The sequence below is a fragment of the Streptomyces sp. Y309 genome, from assembly GCF_056712025.1.
This window is the reverse complement of record NZ_JBWYAE010000002.1, coordinates 87202-104593: the sequence shown is the minus strand read 5'-3', so window position 1 is coordinate 104593 and position 17392 is coordinate 87202. Positions and strand designations below refer to the sequence as shown.

Genomic DNA, 17392 nt, shown 5'->3' with positions numbered 1-17392 from the left:
GCGGACTGGGGGAATCCGGCCGGGACCCTGTTTCCCCCCTCGTGGACGCTTCGTTGGTGCCAGACTCGTGGTGTTGATCAGGAAGATGCCGCCGCCATAGGGGATGCCGGTGGCCGCGCCGATGCGCGCCGAGGGTGGGGTGAGATTTCGCAGTGGCATTCAGGCGGAAGTCCGGTGCGGAGAGTGTTCCGGATGACCCGGAGCAGTTGTACCGGCTGTTGGCACTGACGAACCGGGGTCCTGATGCTGTTTGGGGGCACCAGTCGGATGTGCTGCGCTCGTGGCACGGTGACTACCCCGATGAACCCGATGTGGCCATTGAGCTCCCCACCGGTGCGGGCAAGACCTTTGTGGGCGGGCTGATCGGGGAGTACCAGCGTCGCCGGTTTCGTGAGCGTGTCGCCTATCTGTGCCCGACCCGGCAGCTCGCACGGCAGACTGCGGCTCGGCTGGGCGAGTACGGCATTCCGAATGTGCTGTTGATAAACAGGGTTGCCTCGTGGAACCCCGCGGACCGGGCTCTTTTCGCGTCGGCCAGCGCGATCGCGGTGAGTGTGTACAGCCATGTCTTCAACTCCAATCCGGCGCTGGCGAACGCGGACATGCTGGTCCTGGACGACGCCCATGCGGCGGAGGGCTACGTCGCGGGGCCCTGGAGCCTGGAGATCGCCCGGGACCTGGAGGAGAGTGCCTACCTCGATGTGCTGTCCGCCCTCGCCCCGGCTCTCGACCCGCTGGTGGTCCGCCGACTCCAGACCCCGGGTGCGGAGGGGCAGTACCAGCCCACCGTCCATCTGGCGTCCCCGACCGGTGTGGCAGCGCATGCTGCTGAGCTGGAGCAGGTGCTCGCGGCCGCCGCAGCGACGCAAAAGATCAGCAAGAGTGCGCGGGAGACGTGGAAGTTCCTCCAGGGCCACATGGACCGATGCCTGGTGTATGTCTCCTGCCACCGGCTGCTGATCCGGCCGATGATCGCGCCGACGTTCCAGCACCCGGCGTTCAGCGATCCCGCCCGGCGCATCTACATGAGCGCGACGCTGGGTGCCGGCGGTGAGCTGGAGCGCAGCTTCGGGCGTCGTTCCATCAAGCGCATCCCGATCCCGCGGGGCTGGGAGAAGCAGGGCACGGGACGGCGGTTCTTTCTCTTTCCCGAACTGACCACGGACCTGTCGAAGGACACGGAACGGCTGGCCCCCTACGTTGCCGGGATCGTGGCCCGCACCGGCCGTGCGATCGTGCTGACACCGGACGGCCGGACCGCTGACCAGGTCACCAAGCTCGGCCTGCCCCAGCAGCACGAGGTTCTCCGGGCTTCGGACGTCGAGGACGATCTCGACGTCTTCACCTCCCACTCCGCCGCGGCCCTGGTGTTGACCAACCGCTATGACGGCATCGACCTGCCCGACGGCGACTGCCGCCTCGTCGTCCTGGCCGGGCTCCCCGCGCACGGCGACCTCCAGGAGCGCTTCCTCCACGAGTCCCTGGGCGCGGTCGAGGTGCTGCAGGAGCGGATCCGCGCGCGCATCATGCAGGGGTCCGGGCGGGCGACGCGCAACACCCGGGACTTCGCGGCCGTGCTCGTTCTGGGCCCCGATCTCACCTCGCACCTGGCCGGGCACGATGTCCAGGCAGCCATGCACCCCGAGGTCCACGCCGAGCTCGAGTTCGGCCTCGCGCACAGCCTGGGCAGCAGCTCGCAGGAGATGCTCGAGAACCTTGAGGCCTTCCTGGACCACGGCGACGAGTGGGCGGGTGTCGACGCCGACATCGTCGCGGCACGGGAGACCTTCGAGCGCGTGGACGCTCCGAGCACGCAGGAGCTGCACCGCGCGGTGCGGCACGAGGTGACCGCCTGGGAGGCCATCTGGGCCGGCGAGTGGATGTGGGCGCTGCAGGCCATACGCAAGGTCCTGGACAAGCTCAGCGGCGCGCGCACCCCCAAGCGGTACGCCGCACTGTGGAACTACCTGGCGTTCGGGATCGCGCACCGCCTCGCCGAGCAGAACAGCGACGCCGGCCTGCGGGCGGCGGCCGACGCCTACTACCTGGCCGCCCGGAGGAACAGCCAGGGCACCACCTGGCTCGCCCACCTGGCCGCTCCCAGCGAGAAGGCCACGGCACCGCAGTCCCCCGACCTCGCGGCCGTCGACGAAGCTGCCATGCACGCCGTGCGCGCGGCCACCGACCTGGCCGCCCCGCACACGTTCGAGTCCGCGGTCCTGCGGACCCGCACCGGCCTGCAGGGCACCGAATACACCGCCTACGAGGCGGCGCTCGTCCAGCTCGGCAAGTTCACCGGGGCCGAGCACAGTTACGGCAACGACGACGATACGACCGCGGCAGCGCCGGACGCGGTGTGGATCTTCGGTGACGCGCAGTGGGTGATCTGGGAGGCCAAGAGCGAAGCCAGCCCCTCGGGGGAGGTCGGCGCGGACAACGTCCGGCAAACGGGCGCGCACCTGCGCTTCACCGAGACCGCACGCCAGACTTCCGCCCCGAGCGACGCGGTGTGCCTGCTCGTCACGCCCAAACGCAGTGTCCACCCCAGCGCTCACGCGCTGGCTGAACCGCACGTGTATCTGGTCCATCCCGACGACGTCTTGGAGCTGTTCGACAGGGTCATCCGGGCCTGGAACGTCGCCCGCGCCCAGGGCATCGCCCACCTCTCCGTCACCGAACTCGCCGTGCACTTCCGCGCCGAGCAGGCCCTGCCCTCCCAATGGCTGTCCACCCTGCGCACGCGCCCCTTCCGACAGCGAACACCTTGAGCCGTTCGACGTTGATCGTCACGAGTGTTGAAGGCACCTGCTGAGTGAGGCGAGCCGGGACGGCGGGTTGCGACAGGGCTGTCACAAGCGTCGAAGATCGCTTGACCTTGCCCCAGAGGGAGAGATGACAGTGTCTCTGTCGATCACATGCAGGCGGGCTGTGCTCGCTGGTCAGGCCAGGGCGAAGAGGGGGAAACGTGTGACCGCGACCTGCGTCATTCTCGATATCGGCGGCGTGCTGGAGGTGACGCCGGAAACGGGATGGGTGCAACGGTGGGAAGAGCGGCTGGAACTGCCCCTGGGCACTGTCCATGAGCGGATGGGCGACGTGTGGCGGGCTGGGAGTGTCGGGAAAATCAGCGAGCGGGAGGTGCATGAGCAGGTGGCGGCCCGATTGGGTCTCGACGCCCCTCAGGTTGAAGCCTTCATGGCTGATCTCTGGGCGGAGTATCTGGGGGCGCCGAACGAGGAGCTCATCAATTATGTGCGAGGGCTGCGCGGAAGCTGCAGGTTAGGCATCCTGAGCAACAGCTTCGTCGGCGCCCGGGAACGGGAGACAACGCTGTATCACTTCGACGAACTGGTGGAACAGATCGTCTACTCGCACGAGATCGGCATCGAGAAGCCCGACCTGCACGTCTTCGAGACCGCATGCGCTCGCTTGGACGTGCTGCCGGAGCACTGCCTGTTCATCGACGATGCCGCAGTCAACGTTGAGGCTGCCCAGGCGGTGGGCATGCAGGCGCATCTGTTCGAGGGCAACGCCGAGGCCATCACGCGCATCGCAGCTCATGTGGGCGCGGGGCCCATGGCCCGAGGGCATGTCCCGCTTGGATGATGCCGGCCTGGCCGGTCTTCGGTAGCTGCCGGCCAGGCGTTGAAGCGGTTGATCGGTTCGCTTCTGCGGGTGCGGCTCGGGCTCGGGTGCTGGCGAGGAGGTGGCGGAGGCAGTGTTCTGCTCGGCCCCGGTGCAGTTCACGGCAGTGGCGTCGGCTCCAGAGACACATCAGCAGGTGATCGCGATGCGGCAGGGTGAGCAGGCCCCGGTGCTGCTGAACTGACCAATAGCTCGGGGGAGCTGACTGAAAGTGATCTTTGACTGAGTGATCATGCCGTGATTGCCTGATGCCTGGCGTGGACACATAAGCCAGAACAACTCCACAGGGGGCACTTTGCGCACTCGGCACAGAAGATCTTTCGTAGCCGCTGCAGCGTCAATGCTGGTGCTGCTCACGCCGCTTGCGGCCAATGCTGGCACGGAGGCCTCGCCCCGGGGCGGCGACCCCGGCGGCCAAGACCTGAGGTACACAGGATAGTGAGCGCAAAGACACTCCCGAACTCTCAGCTCTACGAATTCGGATACTGCGTCATCTTCGCGAAGGGAATTTCCCCCGCTGAGCTTCTGGACAGGGTGGCAGGTGAGGAGGTGACTCCGATTCCCCTGAGCCGCGCAGAAGCGGATGCCGTTCAGGAGCTCGGTGGAGACCTCGAAGAGGGAGACATCCCCGGCCTGGACGTGGACGAGCTCCGCGGCAGCGGGATGCTCGACAACGACCGCGTGCTGGTACGCGCAGGCGCCTACGGTGACTGGGCCTTCGCCATCGAGCCGATAGGACTCTGCTTGTCAGAGGATGAGATTCTCGAATCCGCCTCCCGGGGCACGGCCGCACTCTCCGTCACCCGCAATTATTCAGTGGCCGCCTGGATCGCTTACGCGGAAGACGGAGAGATCATGTCATATTTCGACCCGCTCTTCCCTGAACAAGACCGTGGGATAAACCCTCGAGTCCTCGATGATCTCACTGGGTACCGGGCCGCGATCGAAGATGGAGACCGCGCTGATTCCTACGAGCGCGCACTCTGCAAAATCCAGCGGGAACTCCACTGCGACGTGCCTCAAGAGGCAGACGAAGCCCCCATGCCTGCTATCCGTGTCGCGGAGCAAGACTGACACCAGAGGCGCCTCGTCAATGAAGTAGCCCCAGTCATCCGGGAAAACCTGCGAGGCATCCCGTACGTTCGGCTACTCGGCGGGGTCTTCCTCCGCGTGCCGGACGATCCTTTTCACTGTCTGCTCTACCTCGTTGCACGGCATGGCGATGTCGTCGGCGTACCGCGCCAACGCACGGTACTGCCTGGACCGGAGAAGGGGACGAGCCGCCGCCGACGAGATGGCTCGCCTGCTCACCCGGCCACCGGTCGCCATCCCCGGCGCCGCGTCAGCCGTCACCCTGTCGAGAACCGTCGCCGTTAATGATCTCTAGGTGCTGTCCACCTGACTGATTTCCGTCCTGATGTAATCCCAGTCTCACGTGGCCGGGAGCGTGGGGTTCGTCGGAGCCGGTGTGGGCCGTGCTCTGCCCTTCAGGGAAGGGCAGAGCACGGCTGTGCTCTCAGAGCTGGTGAGGGCTCCGCCAGCTTCAGGGAGGGTTCAGGTGTGAGCTGGCGAAATTCACCCGATGGGATGGCTCGGTGTCCACGGCCCTGACGCCGAGCCACGTGACGGCATTCCCCGGGTGTCGCTACCGCCAGCTGAGCCTGCAGCAGTTCAGCCGGACCTCGGTGACTGGATGCCCGCCAGTCACCCCCCGGCCCTAGCTGCCGCTGGCCAGGAGTGCGTCTCCTTCCGTGATCCATGTGATTTCGGTGTCCACTTTCGGTGAGGCCACTGCGGATCGGGCAACCCGTCGGGCCGCCCCAACCAGTCCTTGCAGTGCTCCCATTTGGTCAGCCCGAGGCCGTGACTCAGAGGAGGACGGCACCTCTGGTCTGACGGACGCGCACAGCACATCTTCATGTGGGTGCAGCGGGGTGGGTTCAGGTGCTGGGACAGGGCGGGAGCAGCGGTCTCGCTCATCCGTGCAGGAAGACCCCGTAGCTCCCTGCACGGATGAGGCTGCTTCTTCCTCCAGCAGTTCGAGGTAGTCGATGGCGTCGGCGTCCCCGAGGGCCGCCGCCAGCTTCCACCACGGCAATGCCGCTTTTTCTCCATCCAACAGCTCCAGCAGCTCAGCTCCCCGTCTTGCCTGAGCCCCTGTCATGCGTTCCGAGAGGACAACTTCCCGGAACTCTTCGAGAACGCGTGTGTTGCCGCGTGTGTTGGCCAGAGCAAGGTCGCCTGTGAGGGCGCCCGGGCCGGGGCGGCCGGCCGCCCGAAGGCGGCCGACCGTCTCGCTCTGATCGTCTGTTGCACGCGTCCGTACTTGCTGCGTCAGCCAGTAGTTGATGCGCGACTGAAGCAGGGAAGATGCCACCCCATCGAGGCGGTGCAGTTCGTCGACGATGAGCAAGTCCCCGTACTTCACGCGACCACCTCCTTCTGAATCTCCTGTGCGCCGACTTTGAGGTTCTTCTTCGCCAGGCGCAGGTATCGGTCGACAGACTCGACTTTGAGGCCCAGGTTCCGGGCTACCTCGTTCTTGTCCATCTGGTTCCAGAACATGAGCTGGACGACTTCGCGCTGCCGCTCGGGCAGCGTGGCGATGAGGACGTTCACGCGGGCGGCCACCTTGCGGTAGGCCACGGCGAGAACGGCGTCTTCGGGACTCTCGTCGTCGCTCTCCTCTCGGGCCAGCGGGATGCTGAGCCCCTGGGGGACTACCCGCTTGCCGTACGTGCGGTGGTGGTCCTTGGTCATGTTGTCGATGGCTCTGCGCATGTACTGCGCGAGCTGCTTGGGGTCGGTGGGGATCGCGAGGTCGCGGGCTATCCGCCGGAGCACCTTCACGTAGACGTCGTGCAAAACGTCCTCCGCGAGGTGCTTGTCTCCTTCAGCGCGCCAGGTGGCGCACTGGAGAAGTTCCGGGTGGTGCTCGTCGATGGTGGCCTCGAACACGGTGCGCGGCGGGGACGCTGGGCCGAGCGTCCCCGCCACCGGGTTAGGTGTCGTCACCGCACCGACCCGTGGGAGTAGATCAGGAAACGGGTCCGGGGAGCCCGGCCCTTGGGTGTCTGGCGGCCTTCGAGGCCCCTCACGACCGTGCACTGGGACGGCATGTCCATGAGGGCGAGGAGGGTTGCCCGTCGCTCACGCTCCCGCAGGATCTGGAGCCAGCCGACCGCGCACAAGGACGCCGCTGGGGCGAGCGTTCTCGTGATGGCAGAGAGGAAGAGGAGGGCAGACAGGGCCACGACCTCACCGCCGTTGAGGTAGTTATGCCAAGCCATGGGGACTCGGCTCCTTTCGGGGACTAAGGAGAGGGCGGGGACCCTCTCGCTTAATACACGACGCAGGAGCAGAAAAGCGGATGCCTCCGTACATCTATGAAGCTAGAGGGCGTCCTGAGCAGGGAGTTCCGTGCTTTTGAGGTGATTTGACGGGGCGTTGGCTCAGCGGCGGGTGATCTCGGTGAGCTTCGCGTAGCGGCGCTGCGCTTCCTGGCGGGCTCCGCTCGCCCCGGTGACGCGGGAGCGCAACGTGGACGGCTCGATCCCCAACTCACGTGCCTCACGGGGTCAGTGACGCGGCGCCAGGTGCAGGGGGCGCGGTCGGCCGCGGCGACGTCGGGGTGGGTGTCGGGCTGATCGGAGGTCAGGCCCACGGCTGCGCCGCGCATCCAGAGTTCACAGGCCTGGTCGGGGACGCCGTGGCCCACGGTCACCTGGAGTGAGACCTCGTCACCATCGAGGTGCACTGCCGCCGGTTCGGCTACAGCCGTTCCCACTACACAGATTTCGCCGCAGCCTACGGATTCGACATCCCAACATGGCCGGGGTACGCCGCCGGGATGGACGCCTCCGTTCTCAGGCCCGTCATAGAGGCAGGTCCAGCGGCGTACAAGAGCCGTTGACCGTGTTCGCGGGCAACGGCTCTTGTATGGCCCCGAGTTGTGGATGCTCAGTGGCTGGCCACCGAAGAATCGGTCGTCATCAGCGAGGGCTGGCAGGTTGCGCACGTTCCCGTGCCCGCCAGCTGTAGCCCAGCTGGCGGGCACGGGCGTCACGTCACGCCCGTTGCCAGTACTGGTCGCGGTACGAGGTGGTGCACCTGAACCCGAAGATCTTGCCATTGCTGTGCGCCGCGAGGCACTTGCTCGGGTGCTGGACGTTCTTGAGCATGCCGGCCCTGGGGCCGCTGGCCCACCGTTGGTCGCGGTAGGAGTTGGTGCAGCGGTGGGTGAAGACGGTGCCATTGCGGTGCATGGCAAGGCACTTCTTGCTCTTATAGTTTTTCAGCATGTTGCCGTTGCGCCACGCCCATTTTTGATCCGCGTAGGTCCTGCAGCCCCAGCCGAACACCTTGGGGTGATGGTTGGCCGCGCACTGGCTGGTGCCCGCATTCCGCATCCTGAACCAGGTGGCCTGGCTGCTGCTGTCTGAGATCCCTCCGAGGGGGGCGACCGCTGCGGTGGAGGTCCTTGCGGTCGTTGTGCCGGTCCCGTCAGCGAGGGCTGCCGTGGCCGGGGGAGCGATCAGGAGTGCGCCCCCTGTTGCGAGCGCTAGGGAAGCGGCGGTGGTTGCCAGCTTCTTTCCGACAGGCATATATGGGCTCCTTCCGGATTGTTCGGTCTGGGTTCTGGTGTGTGCCGTACCGGCCGGCACGGGCTGCTGTCTGTTCAGCCCGGTTTCTTGCTCGTTGCCGGTGTGGGGCCTGTGGCCGCTGCCGTCTCCCCTGTGGATGGCAGTGGCCGCGGTCGAACACAAGCGAGTTCAGCGGTTTCGCGGTTGTCCAGCAGCCCGTTGACGTGCTGCTGGACAAAAACAGATGCGCGGCCGGTGCGGCACGGGATTGGCTTGCCGTCTCCTTCTGGTGTCCCGTGGTGGCGTGCTGGGATCGGGCGTAGCCGATCGTTGGGGGGCTGGGGTGGGGCGCCGTGAGAGGCCGGTGGATCCAGGTGCGGGTCCGGCCGCGCGGTTCGCCTTTGAGTTGCGCAAGCTCCGTGTGGAAGCGGGGACTCCGACGTATCGGGTGATGTCCCAGAGGGCCGGGTACTCGGTGGCGGCGTTGGCTGCGGCCGCTGCTGGGGAGAAGCTGCCCTCGCTGGCGGTGGCGCTGGCGTATGTGAAGGCCTGCGACGGAGACTCTGCGCTATGGGAGCGCCACTGGCGCGAAGCTCAGGAAGACGAGGCCGCCCGGCTCCCGGTGGCACAGCAGGATGCGCCCTACCGCGGGCTGGCCCGCTACGAACCCGGCGACAGCGACCGGTTCTTCGGCCGCACCCGCCTCACCGATGACCTCACCGCTCTCACCACGGCCCACCGCTGCACGGTGGTGTTCGGCCCCTCGGGCAGCGGCAAGTCCTCCCTGTTGCGCGCCGGGTTGATCCCCCGGTTACAGAACACCCAGGACCCGGCGCTGCGTCCGGCGGCGATCCGTATCTGTACGCCCGGTCCCAGGCCGGCGGATGAGCACGGCACGCTGTTCGTTCCGGCGCAGGGGGTGGGGGAGACGTGGCTGGTAGTGGATCAGTTCGAGGAGGTGTTCACGCTCTGCCCCGACCTGGGACAGCGGAGGGAGTTCATCGCTCTGCTGCTGTCGGCGAGGGATCCTGGCAGCCGGCTGAAGGTGGTGCTGGGGGTGCGGGCGGACTTCTATGCCCGCTGTCTGGAGTACGAGGGCCTGGCTGGCCTCGTGCGGGAGGCGAGTCTGCCGGTTGGCCCCATGACGCCGGACGAACTGCGCGAGGTCATCGTCAAGCCCGCGGCCACCGAAGGCCTGATCGTGGAGCGGGTGCTGACCGCTCGCCTGATTGAGCAGACGTGTGACGAGCCGGGCGGTCTGCCGCTGCTCTCGCACGCCTTGCTGGAGACCTGGCGCCGCCGCAAAGGCCGCACTCTGACCCTGCACGGCTACGAAGCCGCCGGTGGTCTGCACGGCGCCATCGCCCAGACCGCCGAACACTGCTACACCCAACTCGCCCCGCCCCAGGCCGAGATAGCCCGCAACATCCTGCTGCGCCTGATCACCCCCGGCGAGGGAGCCCCCGACACCCGCCGTCCCGCCGATCGCACCGAACTCGACACCACCACTCCCGCGGGCCCCGGCGCCGTCCTGCACCAGCTGGCCCGCGCCCGGCTGATCACTCTGGATGACGGCACCGTCGACCTCGCCCATGAGGCCCTCATCACCGGCTGGCCCCGCCTGCACACCTGGATCGAGGAAAACCGCGAACACCTGCGCTGCCACCGTCAGCTGACCGAAGCCGCCCGCGCATGGCAGGAACTCGACCACGATGCCGGAGCGCTGTACCGCGGCACCCGCCTGGCCACCGCCGACGAACACTTCCCCCGGGCTCACGACCACCCGGAGCTCAACGGCCGCGAACGCGCGTTCCTCACCGCCAGCACCGCCGCCCGCGACCACGAAGCACACGCTGCCGCCCGCATCACCCGCAGGCTGCGCCGCCTGACCGCGGCACTCTCGCTCCTGCTGGTCCTCGCCCTGGCCGCTGGGCTGATCGCCTGGCAGCAGAGCCGCAGCAGCAACCAGCAGCGCGCCCGCGCGGTGACCGCACAGCAGACGGCCATATCCCGGCAGCTCGCCGCGCAGTCATCCGCCCTCCTGGACAGCAACTCCGACCTGGCCTCCCTGCTGGCCATCCGCGCCTACCGCACCGCACCGACCACCGAGGCAACCGCCAGCCTCTACGCCGCCGCAGACCTCCCCCTGCGATACCGCCTCCCCGGCTACACCCACGCGCTCAGCCCGGACGGACACACCCTGGCCGCCATCAGCGACAGCAAGCCAGTGCAGCTATGGGATGTGGCGTCCGGCAAGCTCCGCCGCACCCTCGCCGAACCTGACGAACCGGACGTGGCGGTGGTGTTCAGTCCAGACAGCCATACCCTGGCAGCCGGCGCGGAGGACGGTTCGGTGCGGCTGTGGGACACGGCCACCGGCACACTCCGCCGTACTGTGTCCGGCCACACCGACCCTGTCACGCAGATCGCGTTCAGTCCGGACGGGCGCACCCTGGCTGCCGGCAGCGGCGATGGTTCGGTGCGCCTGTGGGACGTGGCATCCGGCAAACTCCGCCACACCCTCGCCATCTACACCAGCTCTGTCTGGGCGGTGGTGTTCAGCCCGGATGGACGCACCCTGGCCACCAGCGGCGAGGACCGTGCGGTGCGGCTGTGGGACACCGCCACCGGGAAACCCCGCCGCACTCTGCACACCCGCGCCGGCCCGCACGCGGCGGTGACGTTCAGCCCGGACGGGCGCACCCTGGCCACCGGCGGCGATGAGGACGGTTCGGTGCGGCTGTGGGACATGGCCGGAGGGAAGAGCCGCCGTGCCCTCACCGGTCACACGGGCTCCGTCACGGCAGTGGTGTTCAGTGCAGACGGGCGCACCCTGGCCACCGGCGGCAACGACCGTTCGGTGCGGCTGTGGGACGTAGCCGGAGGCAAGAGCCGCCGTACCCTCACCGGCCATACGGCCCCCGTCACGACGGTGCTGCTCAGTGCAGATGGGCGCACGCTGGCCACCAGCGGTGAGGACGGTTCGGTGCGGCTGTGGGACATGACCGAGGGGAAGAGCCGCCGTGCCCTCACCGGTCACACGGGCTTCGTCACGGCGGTGGTGTTCAGTGCAGACGGGCGCACCCTGGCCACCGGCGGCAACGACCGTTCGGTGCGGCTGTGGGACGTAGCCGGGGGCAAGAGACGCCGTACCCTCACCGGCCACGCCACCCCTGTCGCAGAGATGGCGTTCAGCGGGGACGGGCGCACCCTGACCACCAGCGACGACAAGGGGGTGGTGCGACTGTGGAATACGGCCGAGGGGAAGAGCCGCCGTACCCTCACCGGCCACACGGGCTCCGTCACGGAGGTGGTGCTCAGCGCAGACGGGCGCACCCTGGCCACCAGCGACGACGACCGCTGGGTGCGGCTGTGGGACACCACCACCGGCACGCCCCGCCGCACCCTGCCCCGCCACACCGCCCCTGTGCAGGCGGTGGTGTTCAGCCCGGATGGGCGCACCCTGGCCACCAGCGATGAGGACGGTTCGGTGCGGCTGTGGGACACCACCACCGGCAAGCTCCGCCGCACCCTCACCGCTGGCACCAACTATGTGCAGGCGGTGGTGTTCAGTGCAGATGGGCGCACGCTAGCGGCCGATGACGGCGGTTCGGTGCGGCTGTGGGACACCACCACGGGCAAGCTCCGCCGCACTCTGACCGGCCAGACCGGCCTTGTGGAGGCGGTGGTGTTCAGCCCGGATGGGCGCACGCTGGCCACCAGCGATGAGGACGGTTCGGTGCGGCTGTGGGACACCACCACGGGCAAGCTCCGCCGTACCCTGACCGGCCACACCGGCCATGTGTACGCGGTGGTGTTCAGCCCGGACGGGCGCACCCTGGCCACCAGCGGCAAAGACGGTTCGGTGCGGCTGTGGGACACCACCACCGGGAAACCCCGCCGTACCCTGACCGGCCACACCGGCCATGTGTACGCGGTGGTGTTCAGCCCCGACGGCCGCACCCTGGCCACCGGCGGCGATGACGGGAAGGTGCGGCTGTGGGACGGCGCGCTGCCCACCCCGGCCGAATCCATCCGCAAGCTCTGCCGTGCCGTGCACCGGGACTTCACCCCGCAGGAGCGCTCGGTGTACCTGCCCGATCTACCACCCCGCCCGGTGTGTCCCTCATGACTACAGAGGTGTGCTGCGGGAGCTTGAACGATTTCTCCACAGACTCTGTGGAGCTGGAGCATGCGGGACGGTCCCGGACGGCAACGTACCTGTGCTGTGCAGCGGATGTCATCGGCTGAAAACAGCAACGGAGTTGGGCGCCCGTCACTCACCTGGTCCGGCGGTATGAAGCTTCGGTGGCCATGCTCGGCGGTGGAGCCCCGGGGCCATCCTGGAGCGGCGAGGGGCGCGCAAGTGCCCCCGAAAGATCAGAGGGTTGTGGGGCCTTCGTCCGCCAGGCAGCGCCACCACGACGCCCTGTAGCCGACGACCTTGCGGGAACACCGATGGCTGCCACTGCACCCGCCATCCAGAGCTACGCGACGGCCGTGTCGGCTGCGCGCCACGTCATGGGTGGGTGGTCGGAAGCGGGGTCCACTGGGTGGCGTCCGTGGCTTGGTGGAAGAACAGGGCGGTCACGCGATTGTCACTGTAGGTGCCGCCTCGGTCGACTGCCGCCCAGACCAGGTGCACCACCGCCCGGCGCCCGCCGGCTTGAGGTCCCGGGGCCTTGCGGGCGATGGCGGCCTGGATCCGGAAGCGGATGAACGCGGGAGCCGTCAGCGCGGGCTGGTGTCTGCCGAACACGGTGGGGAAGCGATCGCGGCCTACCCCGGTGGCGTCCGAGCGCAGCAATGCCACACCTGCGGACCGGAGTTGCCGCTCCTGGCGGGCGGGCAGGTCGCGTGGCCAGTCGCGCTCCAGGAGGTCCTGGATGGTGTGGTCGACCGCCGGGCCCTCGCCGCGCGGTGGCGGCGGGGGCGCCGCCGGGCGTGGCCGGCCCGGCACCGCGGGTTCGGCGGAGGCGCCGGCCTGACCCGGACGCGGTGGCATCCGGCTGGCGGGCCGGGATCTTGGGGGCGGCGCAGGCGAGGCGGCAGCGTCTGCGCTGCGCTCGCTGGGGCGGGCCGCCGGTGGTTCGGGCCGTGGGGTGTCGAGAAGCATTAAGCCCGCGGCCGCGAGGGTGACGGTGGCGGCCAGGAGCAGCCACGGGGCGCGCGGCCGGGTGCGGTCGGACCTCGTCGTCACAGGAGCCTCGCTCCTCCCGCGAAGCCTGGCATGGCGTCCACGGGGTCCATTCGGACCGTGGTTCCGGGCCGGGCGGCATTGATCATCTGGCCGTTTCCGGCGTAGATCCCGACGTGGTAGATGGTGGTGTCGCGTCCGGGGGCGTAGCCGAAGAACACCAGGTCGCCCGGGCGAAGTGCGCTCGTGCCGCGGCTTGCGGGGATGCGTTTTCCCTTGGCGGCCTGGGCGGCGGCGGGACGTGGCAGGTGGATGCCGGCCTGGGCGAAGGCGTACTGGGTCAGCCCCGCGCAGTCGAAGCCGCAGATGCCGGCGCCGCTCTTGCCGCTGGGTGAGCAGCAGTCCCCGGTGCTCGGCCCGTCTGCGTTGCCGCCGCCCCAGGAATATTTCACCCCGCGCTGCGACAGCGCGGCACGGAGGACCTTCTTCGCCTTCCCCGAGACCCCGGCCAGGTCGACGCCGGCCGAGGAGTTCTTCGCGGCCGCCCGGTACTGCGAGATCCACTGGCTGACGTTGGTCACGTACGTGTCGGACCGGTTGTACTCGAAGATCGCCGACCGCAGTTGCGAGCTCTTCGTCAGGTCGCGGCCGCGGCCGCACAGATACACCGCCGCCCCGAGCGCGGCGTCGAAGGCGTTGTGCGGGTCCCGCTGTTTGTCGCCGTTGCCGTCGCGGCCCTTCGACTTCCAGGTGGAGGGCAGGAACTGAAAGGGGCCCACGGCCCGTTCGCCGTCGGCGGTGCCGTCCCACTTCCCGCCGTCGGTGTCGAAGTGGGCGGTGGTGTTGCCGCCCTGTCCGGAGCCGTTCAGTAGCACCCCCAGGATCTTCGGCTGGTGGATGTCGCCGTTCGTGGCGATGGTGCGGCCGGCGGCGTGATGGGACTCCACCTTCGCGATCCCGGCGAGCACCGGCCAGGTGATGCCGCGGCAGGTGGGCACGTGCCGGCCGATCAGGAGGGAGGCCTTCTTGTAGGCGGCCAGCATGGTCGGCGGGATGTCGGCGGCGCTGCCGCCCTCGGCCCAGCCCGTATCCGATGCCTCGCCGTCGTCGGTCTGGGTGAGCAGGGCGGCGGCCGACAGGACGCCCGCGGCCGGGACGGCGCAGCAGGCGAGGACGGCCAGCAGCACCACCAGCAGGCACCCCCACTTCGCGCGCCGGCGCCGCCGCGGGATGCGGTGCGGTGCCCTCATGCGTCTCCACCGCCCGCATCCGGGTCGCGGTCGGCGCGGCGCCTTTGCTCCTCGAGCGCCCGGCGGCGCTCGTCGATGCGACGGCGCAGATCGGCTGCAGTCGGCTCGGCTCGACGCAGCGGCCTAGTCGGCGGGGCACCGGAGTCGCCGCCAAGGGGGAAGCGCATGGGCCCGGCCGGCCCCAGGTCGAGGTCGGAGGCGTGCGCCCGCGGGCCGCGCGGCCGCGGGGGTGCACCGTCGGGTGCGGGGCCTGCGGGCCGGGGCGCCGCCGCAGGCCTTGGGGGAGCAGCCGGCATGGGGGGAGTGGGGGGCCGGGGCGGGGTGTGCAGGATGCGCGTGGACGGATCCGGTGAACCACCGCCGCCGCCCGGGCTGTTCCTCGTGCCCCCGCCTGGTGCCGGGGCGGGCCTGCCGCTCTTCCTCCATGCCCGGCCGTCCTCGGCCCACGTGTTGCGCCACACCTTCAGCTGCTGACGGGCGTCGTGGGACTGCCGTGAGGCGCTGGCGCGTGCGCGCCGGGTGTTCGCGGCCGCCCCCCAGGTGGTGCCGTAGGCGATGCGGGCGCCGCGGTGGGCGATGCGGTAACCGCGCAGCCGCACCAGATGGTTGTGCGCTCTGGTGGAGAGCAGGGTGCGGTCGCTGGACTGGTCGTGCAGCACCTCACCCGTGTCCCGGTCGGCGATGACGCCGTCATCCCCTCGATACCGGTCGGGTGGGCCGTCACGCCGCGGGCCGCGCCCGCCGCCTGCGTTGCCGCCTGGGCTGTCGTCGGGGCCGCTGCCGGGCGGGTCGCCGCCCCCGGTGGGCTTGCGCAGCCGCTCCAGGCCTTTGTCGTCGGGGCGTTTGCCGACCAGCAGTGCCCACGCTCCGCGCGCACCGAGCCGGGCTCCGGTGGCGGCCATCGCGAACGGGGCCAGCCCGCGGGAGGCCTCGGTGCCCGCCTCGGCCAGCATGCTGTGCGGGTCGAAGGGCATGCCGGTGCCGTCGGTCATTGCTGACAGCGAGCGCATCAGCCGCTGACGGGTGCCGAGCCGTCCCATCCCTGCGCCCATCCCGCGCAGACCGAACCCGCTGAACCCGCCGAATCCACCGAGTCCGCCGCCGTGGTGCACACCCAGGGCCGCGCCGATCTCGGAGGAGTCGCCGGGCAGATGCGTGCCGCCGACCTTGACGTAGCGCATCCGCAGGGCGAACCGCTGCCCGGCCGCGGAGAGGGAGCGCAGCAGCCGGCGGTGGAAGAACAGCCCGGCTATGCCCAGGCCGTTGAGGGCCAGCAGCCGCTCGGCGGGCACATCAGGCCCGTTGGTCAGGACGGTGTCCAGGCCGATGGCGTAGGAGGGCAGGAACATGCAGATGACGAACATGCCCGCGACGGAGATGGCCATCAAGGCGAGCCACTTCCACACCGCCTGCCTCGAGGGGCCCGGCAGCATCGCCCAGATCAGCGTGATGGCGCCGACCGCGGCCGCCGCGGCGTCGGCGGCCTGCATGCCCAGCAGCACGAACGCCGCGGAGAGCGGGATCGCGCAGATGAGCAGAGCGGAGATGAACAGCATCAGCGCGCCGGCCGCCCGCCACCCGGTGGGGTCCTTGGCGTACTGAGCGCTGGCCTTGCCGACCGGCCCGGCCTTCTCCAGGTCCTTGAGGAACGCCGCGAACTGGGAGTCCTGTTCGCTGAGCACGGGTGCCGCAGAGTCCAGCAGTGACCCGCCCAGGGTGAGCTTCGGCAGGTCCTTGGGCCCTTTCCTCCTGCCGTTCTCGCCTTCCTCGCAGTACTTGCGGGCAGGCCCCCTGATGCGGGCGCAGGGGTTGTCGGCTTCCTCCTGCTTGCCTTCCTCGCAGTACTTCCTGGCCGGCTTGGCCAGTTGCCCGCAGTCCTTCTTCTTGACGGCCCCGGCCTTGTAGCCGCCGGAGACCCACTTCAGGTGCAGGGCGTAGGCCTGGCGGTCGGACTTCTTGGCCGGGTCGAGGATCCGCCCGTACTGCACGAGCATGAACCCCTTGACCACCAGCACGTTGGTCATGGAGTCCTGGATGGGCCGGGCCACTTCGGCGGCCGCGTAGGGCCGGTCTTCCTGGATCTTGTAGCACTTCTCCAGGGCGGGCCCGGACAGCCCGGCGCCGCAGGGGCCCGCGTCGCCGCTGGCGATCTTGCCGCCCCAGTCGTAGGCGGCGGCGGTGGCCTGGGCGGTCTCGGCGGCCGCCTGCTGGGTCTCGGCCAGCGGCCCGTTCGCGCCGAGCAGGTAGTCCGGGCGCACGAACGCCGACGCCGCGAACGCCGCGATCAGCAGGGTGAGCGCGATCTCCCCCAGGCCGCGGGCGGCCTTGCCGCGCACGAAAAGGATCAGCCCGAACACGAACGCCCAGCTCAGCAGCAGTCCCTTGAGGCCCAGGGTGTTGACGGCGATGTCGGTGTAGGTGTCGGAGAGCTTCTGCGCCGGAGCGGCCAGCACCTTGATCAGCGGGAAGCGCAGGGCGAATTCGATGGCCCAGCAGGCCAGTCCGACCACCACCCGGGAGAGCGTGAACAGCCCGGACATGATCCACGCGGTCCCGTTCGTCTTGAGCGCGAAGACGCTCCCGCCCTGCGCGGACAGCTCGTAGCCGTCGATCGGCACGCCTTCGGAGCTGTCCACGGCCAGCGGGCTCATCAGATCCGCACCGCCGTCAGCGGCGGAGGCGACCTGGGCGTTGACCACCAGGAACACCACCGTGAGCAGCAGCACGGTCGCCCCGCTGCGCACCCAGCCGCGATCAAAACGCCACACGGCCATGGC

11 protein-coding genes are annotated in these 17392 nt (G+C 69.2%); 4 read left to right on the top strand and 7 right to left on the bottom strand.

Annotation, left to right across the window (positions count from 1 at the left end; all coding sequences use genetic code 11):
- Nucleotides 1–152: 152 nt before the first annotated feature.
- The 3 genes from AC0KTA_RS39830 (at nucleotide 153) to AC0KTA_RS39820 (ending at nucleotide 4719) form a co-directional block, all read left to right on the top strand.
- Nucleotides 153–2768, top strand: a complete 2616-nt coding sequence (locus AC0KTA_RS39830; RefSeq protein ID WP_481056836.1) for a DEAD/DEAH box helicase — start codon at nucleotides 153–155, stop codon at nucleotides 2766–2768.
- Nucleotides 2769–2967: 199 nt separating this feature from the next.
- A complete protein-coding gene (locus AC0KTA_RS39825; protein WP_481056835.1) occupies nucleotides 2968–3606 on the top strand; it encodes an HAD family hydrolase in 639 nt (212 codons plus the stop codon).
- A 477-nt stretch (nucleotides 3607–4083) separates the two neighbouring features.
- Nucleotides 4084–4719 carry a DUF6461 domain-containing protein gene (locus AC0KTA_RS39820; RefSeq protein ID WP_481056834.1) on the top strand — a complete coding sequence of 212 codons (636 nt, stop codon included), beginning with the start codon at nucleotides 4084–4086 and terminating at the stop codon, nucleotides 4717–4719.
- 643 nt (nucleotides 4720–5362) lie between these two features.
- Here the strand turns inward: AC0KTA_RS39820 and AC0KTA_RS39815 are convergent.
- From AC0KTA_RS39815 to AC0KTA_RS39800, 4 genes are all read right to left on the bottom strand, one after another.
- Entirely contained in the window at nucleotides 5363–6073 is a 711-nt protein-coding gene (locus AC0KTA_RS39815) for a hypothetical protein (protein ID WP_481056833.1), read from the bottom strand.
- Nucleotides 6070–6603 (bottom strand): RNA polymerase sigma factor, encoded by a 534-nt coding sequence (locus AC0KTA_RS39810; protein WP_481056832.1) that lies wholly within the window; start codon nucleotides 6601–6603, stop codon nucleotides 6070–6072. Before AC0KTA_RS39810 ends, AC0KTA_RS39815 begins: the two co-directional genes overlap by 4 nt.
- Nucleotides 6604–6656: 53 nt before the next feature.
- Entirely contained in the window at nucleotides 6657–6935 is a 279-nt protein-coding gene (locus tag AC0KTA_RS39805) for a hypothetical protein (protein WP_481056831.1), read from the bottom strand.
- A 777-nt stretch (nucleotides 6936–7712) separates the two neighbouring features.
- Nucleotides 7713–8249 (bottom strand): RICIN domain-containing protein, encoded by a 537-nt coding sequence (locus AC0KTA_RS39800; protein WP_481056830.1) that lies wholly within the window; start codon nucleotides 8247–8249, stop codon nucleotides 7713–7715.
- A 430-nt stretch (nucleotides 8250–8679) separates the two neighbouring features.
- Here AC0KTA_RS39800 and AC0KTA_RS39795 point away from each other — a divergent pair, with 430 nt between their 5' ends.
- On the top strand, nucleotides 8680–12360 hold the full coding sequence (locus AC0KTA_RS39795; protein ID WP_481056829.1) for an nSTAND1 domain-containing NTPase: 3681 nt from the start codon (nucleotides 8680–8682) through the stop codon (nucleotides 12358–12360).
- 387 nt (nucleotides 12361–12747) lie between these two features.
- Here the strand turns inward: AC0KTA_RS39795 and AC0KTA_RS39790 are convergent, their stop codons facing one another.
- From AC0KTA_RS39790 to AC0KTA_RS39780, 3 genes are all read right to left on the bottom strand, one after another.
- Complete coding sequence (locus AC0KTA_RS39790; protein ID WP_481056828.1) at nucleotides 12748–13233, bottom strand: hypothetical protein; 486 nt, start codon at nucleotides 13231–13233, stop codon at nucleotides 12748–12750.
- A 191-nt stretch (nucleotides 13234–13424) separates the two neighbouring features.
- On the bottom strand, nucleotides 13425–14615 hold the full coding sequence (locus AC0KTA_RS39785; protein WP_481056827.1) for a C40 family peptidase: 1191 nt from the start codon (nucleotides 14613–14615) through the stop codon (nucleotides 13425–13427).
- On the bottom strand, nucleotides 14612–17389 hold the full coding sequence (locus AC0KTA_RS39780; RefSeq protein WP_481056826.1) for a hypothetical protein: 2778 nt from the start codon (nucleotides 17387–17389) through the stop codon (nucleotides 14612–14614). The genes AC0KTA_RS39785 and AC0KTA_RS39780 overlap by 4 nt, the downstream gene beginning before the upstream one ends.
- Nucleotides 17390–17392 lie beyond the last annotated feature (3 nt).